Source organism: Nocardiopsis sp. MG754419 (assembly GCF_018207095.1).
Lineage (GTDB): Bacteria > Actinomycetota > Actinomycetes > Streptosporangiales > Streptosporangiaceae > Nocardiopsis.
This window is the reverse complement of record NZ_QOCZ01000069.1, coordinates 20,158-27,363: the sequence shown is the minus strand read 5'-3', so window position 1 is coordinate 27,363 and position 7,206 is coordinate 20,158. Positions and strand designations below refer to the sequence as shown.

General features: G+C 71.3%; 8 protein-coding genes. 5 read left to right on the top strand and 3 right to left on the bottom strand.

Features of this window, described 5'->3' with window-relative positions:
• The first annotated feature begins 215 nt into the window (after nucleotides 1-215).
• Nucleotides 216-1,844, top strand: coding sequence for a BCCT family transporter (locus tag DSY14_RS15100; RefSeq protein ID WP_211717195.1), 1,629 nt, complete (start codon nucleotides 216-218; stop codon nucleotides 1,842-1,844).
• A gap of 113 nt (nucleotides 1,845-1,957) precedes the next feature.
• Here the strand turns inward: DSY14_RS15100 and DSY14_RS15095 are convergent, their stop codons facing one another.
• Entirely contained in the window at nucleotides 1,958-2,386 is a 429-nt protein-coding gene (locus DSY14_RS15095; protein ID WP_211717194.1) for an SRPBCC domain-containing protein, read from the bottom strand.
• Nucleotides 2,379-2,720: a metalloregulator ArsR/SmtB family transcription factor gene (locus tag DSY14_RS15090; RefSeq protein WP_307851232.1), complete on the bottom strand. Its 342-nt coding sequence runs from the start codon at nucleotides 2,718-2,720 to the stop codon at nucleotides 2,379-2,381. Before DSY14_RS15090 ends, DSY14_RS15095 begins: the two co-directional genes overlap by 8 nt.
• A 119-nt stretch (nucleotides 2,721-2,839) precedes the next feature.
• Between DSY14_RS15090 and DSY14_RS15085 the strand changes: the two genes are divergently transcribed.
• The 3 genes from DSY14_RS15085 to styA all read left to right on the top strand — a co-directional run bounded on the left by DSY14_RS15085 (nucleotide 2,840) and on the right by styA (nucleotide 4,995).
• Nucleotides 2,840-3,337, top strand: coding sequence for a DUF2975 domain-containing protein (locus tag DSY14_RS15085; RefSeq protein WP_211717193.1), 498 nt, complete (start codon nucleotides 2,840-2,842; stop codon nucleotides 3,335-3,337).
• Nucleotides 3,337-3,567 carry a helix-turn-helix transcriptional regulator gene (locus DSY14_RS15080; RefSeq protein WP_211717192.1) on the top strand — a complete coding sequence of 77 codons (231 nt, stop codon included), beginning with the start codon at nucleotides 3,337-3,339 and terminating at the stop codon, nucleotides 3,565-3,567. Before DSY14_RS15085 ends, DSY14_RS15080 begins: the two co-directional genes overlap by 1 nt.
• Before the next feature lie 183 nt (nucleotides 3,568-3,750).
• Entirely contained in the window at nucleotides 3,751-4,995 is a 1,245-nt protein-coding gene (styA, locus tag DSY14_RS15075) for a styrene monooxygenase subunit StyA (RefSeq protein WP_211717191.1), read from the top strand.
• A gap of 277 nt (nucleotides 4,996-5,272) precedes the next feature.
• Here the strand turns inward: styA and DSY14_RS15070 are convergent, their stop codons facing one another.
• Entirely contained in the window at nucleotides 5,273-5,833 is a 561-nt protein-coding gene (locus DSY14_RS15070) for a TIGR03086 family metal-binding protein (RefSeq protein ID WP_211717190.1), read from the bottom strand.
• 165 nt (nucleotides 5,834-5,998) lie between these two features.
• On the opposite strand from DSY14_RS15070, the gene DSY14_RS15065 reads away from it, so the two are divergent.
• Nucleotides 5,999-7,177 carry a trans-acting enoyl reductase family protein gene (locus DSY14_RS15065; RefSeq protein WP_211717189.1) on the top strand — a complete coding sequence of 393 codons (1,179 nt, stop codon included), beginning with the start codon at nucleotides 5,999-6,001 and terminating at the stop codon, nucleotides 7,175-7,177.
• Nucleotides 7,178-7,206: the final 29 nt, after the last annotated feature.

Sequence of the window (7,206 nt, the reverse complement as noted above, 5' to 3'; positions counted from 1 at the left end):
GGGGCGCACAGTGACACACGCCCGGGTGGTCGGTCCCACCCTCCCCGGTGGCTCCCACGTGCTCGAACGCGCGTAGAATCCGTCGAGTCGCCCCGCTCTGGGGCCCGTTGCCGTCCGCCGCCTCGGCGTCGCAGTGACGGCTTTTTCCCGTTTCCCCGAACCGCCCCGACGGCGTGCCCGGTCCCGTTCTCCGACCGAGGAGACTCCTCTTCTTCATGTCCTCCACCCAGCACACACGTGTGCCCGAAACCGGACGCCGACCCGACCCATGGGTCATCGGTGTCTCCGGCGGCCTGCTGGTTCTGTTCGTCCTGTTCGCCCTGCTGAGCCCCGGCCGGGTGAGCGCCGGGGTCGACACGGCCTTCGGCTGGTCGGCACGTTGGTTCGGCGCCTACTGGCAGGTCCTGCTCCTGGCCACCGTGGCCATCTCCACCGTCCTCGCGTTCTCCCGGTACGGCCGGGTGCGCATGGGCGGTGCGCTCACGCCCGACTTCGGGTGGTTCCGTTGGGTGGCGATGGTCCTGACCACCCTGCTCGCCGCGGGCGGCGTGTTCTGGGCCGCCGCCGAACCACTGGCCCACTACGTCGATCCGCCGCCGCAGTACGCCGACACCGCGGGCGGCATGGACGGCGCCGCGATGGCCCTGGCTCAGAGCTTCGTGCACTGGGGTTTCCCGGCCTGGGCCGTCGGTGGTTCCCTGGCCACCCTCGTGATGATGCGCGGGGTCGAGAAGGGGCTGCCCCTGCGACCGCGCACCCTGCTGTGGCCGATCCTGGGCGACCGGGTGCGCACCCACTGGCTGGGCACGCTGGCCGACATCTGCTGTGTGCTCGCGGTCGTGGCCGGCACGGTCGGCCCGATCGGTTTCCTCGGGTTGCAGATGTCCTACATCGGCGGCGAGATGTTCGGGCTGTCCTCCGGCTACGGCACCCAGGTGGTGCTCATCGCGGGACTGACCCTGGTGGCCACGGTGTCGGTGCTCAGCGGCCTGAACCGCGGCATCCAGTTGCTGAGCAGGATCAACGTGTGGGCCGCGCTGGTGCTCATCGTCTCCATCGTGGGGCTGGCGTCCCTGCCGTACGTCGTCGACCTGTTCCTGCAGGCGACCGCGGTGCACGTACGCGAGTTCGTTCCGATGGCGCTGTACCGCGGCGACGAGGGCTGGCTGGGGTACTGGACGGTCTTCTTCTTCGGCTGGTTCATCGGCTACGGGCCGTTGATGGCGATCTTCATCGCGCGGATCTCCCGAGGACGCACGGTCCGGCAGATCTACGTGGGCGCGACCGTGCTCCCCTCCCTGGTCACCATGGTCTGGTTCACCGCCCTGGGTGGGACCGGCCTGTGGCTGGAACAGCAGGACCCCGGGGTGATCTCCGGTCCCTACAACGAGCACGGGCTGCCCGCCGCCGCGCTGTCCATCGTCCAGGCGTTGCCGTTCAGCGCGGTGCTGGCCGTGATCATGGTCGTGGTGACGCTGATCTTCTTCGCCGCCACCCTCGACGCGATGTCCTACGCCATTTCGATGTCGAGCATGCGCGAGGGCGAACCGCACCCGGGGGTCCGGGCGTTCTGGTGCGTGGGCATGGGCGCCGCCGCGGTGGCGCTGTTGACCATCGGTGACAACGGTGTGCAGGCCCTGCAGTCCTTCATCGTGGTCACGGCGGTGCCGGTGGGTCTGGTGCTGTTGCCGACCCTGTGGGGCGCCCCCCGACTGGTGCGGGAGATGGCGGTGGAGCAGGGCATCGTGTCCACCGCGCCCGCACCGCACACGGAGACCGACGACGGTGAGCGGGAGGACGCGGTCGAGCGGGAGGGGCCCTCCACGCCGCCCAGGGTCGGCTAGTCACCGTGGGGTGAACGGCCCGGACTCCGCCCGAGGGCGGGGCCGCGATGTGGGCCGGTCGGAACACCACCCGCCCAGGGCGGGGTCCGCTCGGCGGACCCCGCCCGTCGCCGTCAGTCGCTCTCGTCGAGGATCCGTTCGAGCTCGTCCAGGCAGCGTGACCATCCGGTCTCGGTCCGGTCCGCCCAGGTGCGGTCGGCGAAGGTGTGCGTGAAGGTGAGGCGGCACCCGCCCGCACCGTCCTCCTCCAACACGAAGCGCAGGTCGTGCTCACCGGTCTCCTCGTCGTGCTCGCGCAGGGCGAAGGTCCGCGGCGGATCCACCTCGGTGACCTCGGCGGGCACCACGGTGCCCTCCTCGTCCCGGAAGGTGACGGTTCCCCCGACCCGGGGCTCCAAGCGCTCGACGACCATGGGGTACCACCGGCTCAGGTGCCGGGGTTCGGTGACCGCCCGCCAGACCTTCTCCGGCGGGTGCGCGATGTTCCGCACGAACGTCAACGCCCACCGGTCCTCGCCGGCCGGTCGCAGTGCCTCACTCATGTTCGGGTCCCCTCGGTTCCTCGTCGTCCATGGTGTCCAGGTGTGCCTCCAGGGCGTCGAGACGTTCCTCCCAGAGCCGCCGGTAGGGACGCAGCCAGGACTCCATCTCCCGGAACGGGTCGGCCCTGACGCTGTACCGACGCCGTTGGGCGTCCCGGCGCACCTCGACGAACCCGGCCTCGCGCAGGATCCGCAGATGTTTGGAGACCGCCGGCTGGGACAGCCCGAGCCGGTCGACCAGATCGCCCACGGCGCTCTCCCCGGAGTCGCGGAGATCGTCCAGGATCCGCCGCCGACTCGGTTCGGCCACCACCTCGAACACTGAATATGCCACACCAGGAATATACCCGTGGAGGCATATTCAGGCAAGAGCCCACACCCACCCGGGGGCACGACCCACACGAGTGTCCAGTACCTATTGCTTTTCGATAGAAATCTATCGATACTCGACACATGGATCGCTCCTTCACCCTCCTCCTGCGCGCCGCCATCGTGGTGGCGCTCCTCCTCGGCCTCTTCGGTCAGTTCGTGGTCATCCCGGGGGTGGCCGCCGCCGAGGTCGCCCGGTTCCCTCCCTACGAGCGGATCGCCGCTCCCTACGTGACGGTGGCGGTCCTCGGTGTCCTCTGTGTCCAGATCGCCCTGGTCGCCGTGTGGATGCTGCTCGGCATGCTGCGGAGCGACACCCTCTTCGACCACAGGGCCTTCGCCCGGGTCGACGTCATCATCGGGTCCGCGCTCGTGGCCACCCTGCTCGCAGCCGGGGTCACCGTGCACCTGGCCCTGACCGACATGCCCTTCCCCAACGGCGCCATGGACGCGGTCGGCGCGCTGGGCGGGGCCTTCCTGGGCACCGCGACCGGTGCCTGCTGCACGATGCTGCTCGTGCTCATGCGCGGCCTCCTGCGCAAGGCGACCGACCTGCGGACCGAGATGTCGGAGGTGATCTGATGGCGATCATCGTCGACATCGACGTGCACCTCGCCCGGCTCGGCATGTCGGTCGGAGAGTTCGCCGAGGCGGTCGGGATCACCCCGGCCAACATCGCCGTGCTGAAGAACGGCCGGGCCAAGGCGGTGCGCTTCACGACGCTCGAGGCGATCTGCCGAACGCTGGAGTGCCAACCCGGAGACGTGCTGCGCCGGGTCCCCGACGAGGACGAGGGCAGCGCGGCGGACTGACGGACGCGCGCGGGGCCCGTCCTCACGGGAGAACGGGCCACGTCCGCTTTCGCGGAGACTCTGGTCGGGTGCCGGCCCGCACCCTAGGATCGGTGACCGTACGCGTCCGGGCCGCTCGCGTACTTCCCTCTCGTTCCCCCGCCTGTGCGGCCCGTGCTAGCCCTCCACGAGCACGGGAGCGTTGTGAACAAGAGGATCGGCATCATCGGAGCCGGAACCGCGGGACTGCACCTGGGGCTCCTCCTCCGCCGACACGGGGTGGACACCACCATCCTCACCGACCGCACCCCCGACCAGCAGCGCGCGGCGCGCCTGCCCAACACCGTCGCCCACCACGCCGTCACCGTCGAGCGCGAACGGGCCCTGGACGTGGACCACTGGCCGGTCGAGGAGTACGGCTACGGTCGACACGAGTACCGGGTGGGGCCCGAGCCCCTGCGGTTCTCCGGTGCCCTGCACGCCCCCAGCCGTGCGGTGGACTACCGGATCTATCTGCCACGACTCATGGAGGACTTCGCCCAGCGGGGCGGTGCTCTGGAGTTCGGTCGCCTCTCCCCCGACGATCTGCCACGTCTGGCAGCCCGGTTCGACCTGCTGGTGGTGTGCACCGGGCGCGGTGCGTTCTCGGAGGTGTTCGAGCGCGACCCGGAATACTCCCCCTTCACCGCCCCGCGCCGCGCACTGTGCGCGGGTCTGTTCACCGGCGTGGCGCAGCAGCCGGGACGGGCGGTGACCTTCCACATCGCCCCGGGCGCGGGCGAGATGATCGAGATCCCCACCTGGACACGGGGTGGGCTGGCCACCGCGTTGGTCATCGAGAACCACTTCGGTTCCGCGTTGGAGGCGCTGGCCACCCGACCCTACGAGGACGACCCCGAGGGTTACCTGGCGATGATGCTCGACCTGTTCCGCGAGTACTACCCCGGGTGCCTCGAACGGATCGACACCGCCGCGTTCGACCTGGCCGACGGGCCCCTGGACATCCTCCAGGGTGACGTGACCCCGGTGGTGCGACGCGGTCACGCCGTCCTGGACGACGGGACCCTGGTGGTGTCGTTGGGCGACGCGCACGCCACGGTCGACCCGATCCTGGGCCAGGGCGCCAACATGGCCTCGCACGCCGCGTGGGTGCTGGGCGAAGAGATCGTGGCGCAGGAGGTGTACGACACCCGGTTCGTCGAACACGTGGACCGCCGCCGCGCCGACCGGGTGCTGTCCGCCACCCGGTGGAGCAACCACATGATGGAGAACCTGACGGCGCCCACCCCGGAGTTCCAGGAGTTCCTGGGGGCGTTGAGCCAGGGCGGCACGCTCACCGACGAGTTCACCGACGCCTTCAACTACCCTGAGCGCGCCTGGGACCTGTTGGCCAGCCCCGAACGCACCGCCGTGTGGATCGCACGGCACACGGGCCGCCCCCTCAACTGATCGCCCCGGGCGGTCCCGCGTCCACCGCGCGCGGTGGACGCGGGACCGCCCACCGACGCCTCGGAGCCGATGTCCCGACGGGGGTCTCGGGGGAAACGGCGCGCGGCCGGTGCCTTCCCGGATCCTCGCCGGTGCTCGCCCCGTGCCCCACGGCGCGACGAGACCTCGGGGCTCCGAGGGGCGGCGCGTGCCCGCCGACCCGCCGGCGATCCCTACCCGGGTTCCGGGAGGCACGGTGGGCAGGCATCCGCACCCTCTGGGGTGCGAGCCACGGTGTCTAGACCTGGCGCCCGGTGAGGGCGAGCAGGCGGGTCTGGGTGTCGGCGTCGCCGGAGACCGGGATCGGCTCGGCGAACACCCCGCTCGCCGCCAGGTCCTGTTCACCGGCCCACGCGTACAACGCGTCGACCAGATCCGCGTCGAGGGCCTCGTCCGCCCCAGTGGCGCGCGCCAGGTCCCAGGCGTGCACGCCGAGGTCGAACGTCATCTGCCACAGGTAGAGCTCGGCGGGGGCCTCTCCGAAGGAGAGGTGGACCCGGCTCTGGAGCGCGGACGGGGCGAGCCAGGCGGTCCGGGACTCGCGCGCCGCCACCGACCAGGTGGCGACCGGCTCCTCCCCCAGGTTGTCGCCGTCGAAGCGGTCCCCGATGTCCTCGACGCGGGCGCCGTCGAGCAGGTGGGGCACCCACAACTGCTCGGTGGCCAGGTGGTCCACCAGGTCGTGCACGTCCCAGTCGGCGCAGGGGGTGGGCAGGGCCCAGTCGGTGAGCCGCACCCCCTTGACCCTGCGGTCGAACTCGTCCATCGCGGTGCCGTGCAGGTCGATCAACGCGGTCACGGGCCCCTCCTTCACGTTCTCGGTGTTCTCGCCGAGGCGGCCTACCCGCAGTCGGCCCCCTCCACACCGTCGATTTCCCCACCGGCCCGCGCCACGACCGTCGGGGCCACCTGAGAGACTGTGGCGCCACGTGGCGCGACCCGAAGACCGACCGACAAGGAAGTCATGGAACGCGGTTACGACATCGTCCTGTTCGGCGCGACCGGCTACACCGGCGCGTTGACCGCCGAGTACCTGGCCGAGAACGCACCCCGCGACCTGCGGTGGGCGCTGGCCGGGCGCAACACCGAGAAGCTGGAGGCGCTGCGGGCCGAGTTGGCCGAGATCGACCCGGACCGGCCCACGCCCGACCTCCTGCTCGCCCGCGTCGACGACACCGCCTCGATCCGTACCCTGGCCGCCTCCGCGCGGGTGGTCATCACGACCGTGGGCCCCTACGCCGAGTACGGCGAGCCCCTGGTGGCGGCGTGCGCGGCCGAGGGCACCGACTACGTGGACCTGTGCGGCGAGCCCGCGTTCGTGGACCGTATGTACGTGCGCCACCACGCCACCGCCCAGGGGACCGGGGCACGGATCGTGCACGCCTGCGGGTTCGACTCCATCCCTTACGACCTGGGCGTCCTGTTCACCGTGGAGCAACTGCCCGAGGGGGTGCCCCTGCACGTGGAGGGGTTCGTGCGCGCCCAGGGCAACGCCTCGGGTGGGACGTTGCGGTCGGCGGTGGGCGCCTTCTCCGACCCCCTGGGTCTGCTGGCCGCGGCACGGGATCGTCGGGCGATGGAGGGACCGCCCGAGGGGCGCCGCGTGCGCGCCGACCGCGGCGGGGTGCCCCGGACCCGGCTGGCACGGGGGTGGACCCTGCCGATCCCCAGCCTGGACCCCAAGGTGGTGGTGCGTTCGGCGGCGGCGTTGGAGAGGTACGGCCCCGATTTCTCCTACGGTCACTACGGGGCGTTCCTGAAGCTGACGAGTGTTCTGGGCGCGGTCGGCGGGTCCGCGGGAATGATGGCCGCGGCGCAGGTGCCGGCCCTGCGGGAGCGGTTGCTCTCGTTGCGCGCGCCCGGAGAGGGGCCGACGGAGGAGCAGCTGGCCGGCGGGTGGTTCACCGTGCACTTCGTGGGGTCCGGTGGTGGCCGGCGGGTGCACACGCTGGTGTCGGGGGGCGAACCCGGGTACGGCGCGACCTCGGGGATGCTCGCGGAGTCGGCGCTGTGCCTGTGGCGGGACGACCTTCCGCGGACCTCGGGTCAGGTGACCACGGCGGTGGCGATGGGTGACGCGCTCATCGAACGGCTGCCCCGGGCCGGGGTGGAGTTCAGGGTGCTGCGGACCTTCGAGGACTGAGGCCCGACCTCACTGCGGAGAACGCGCAC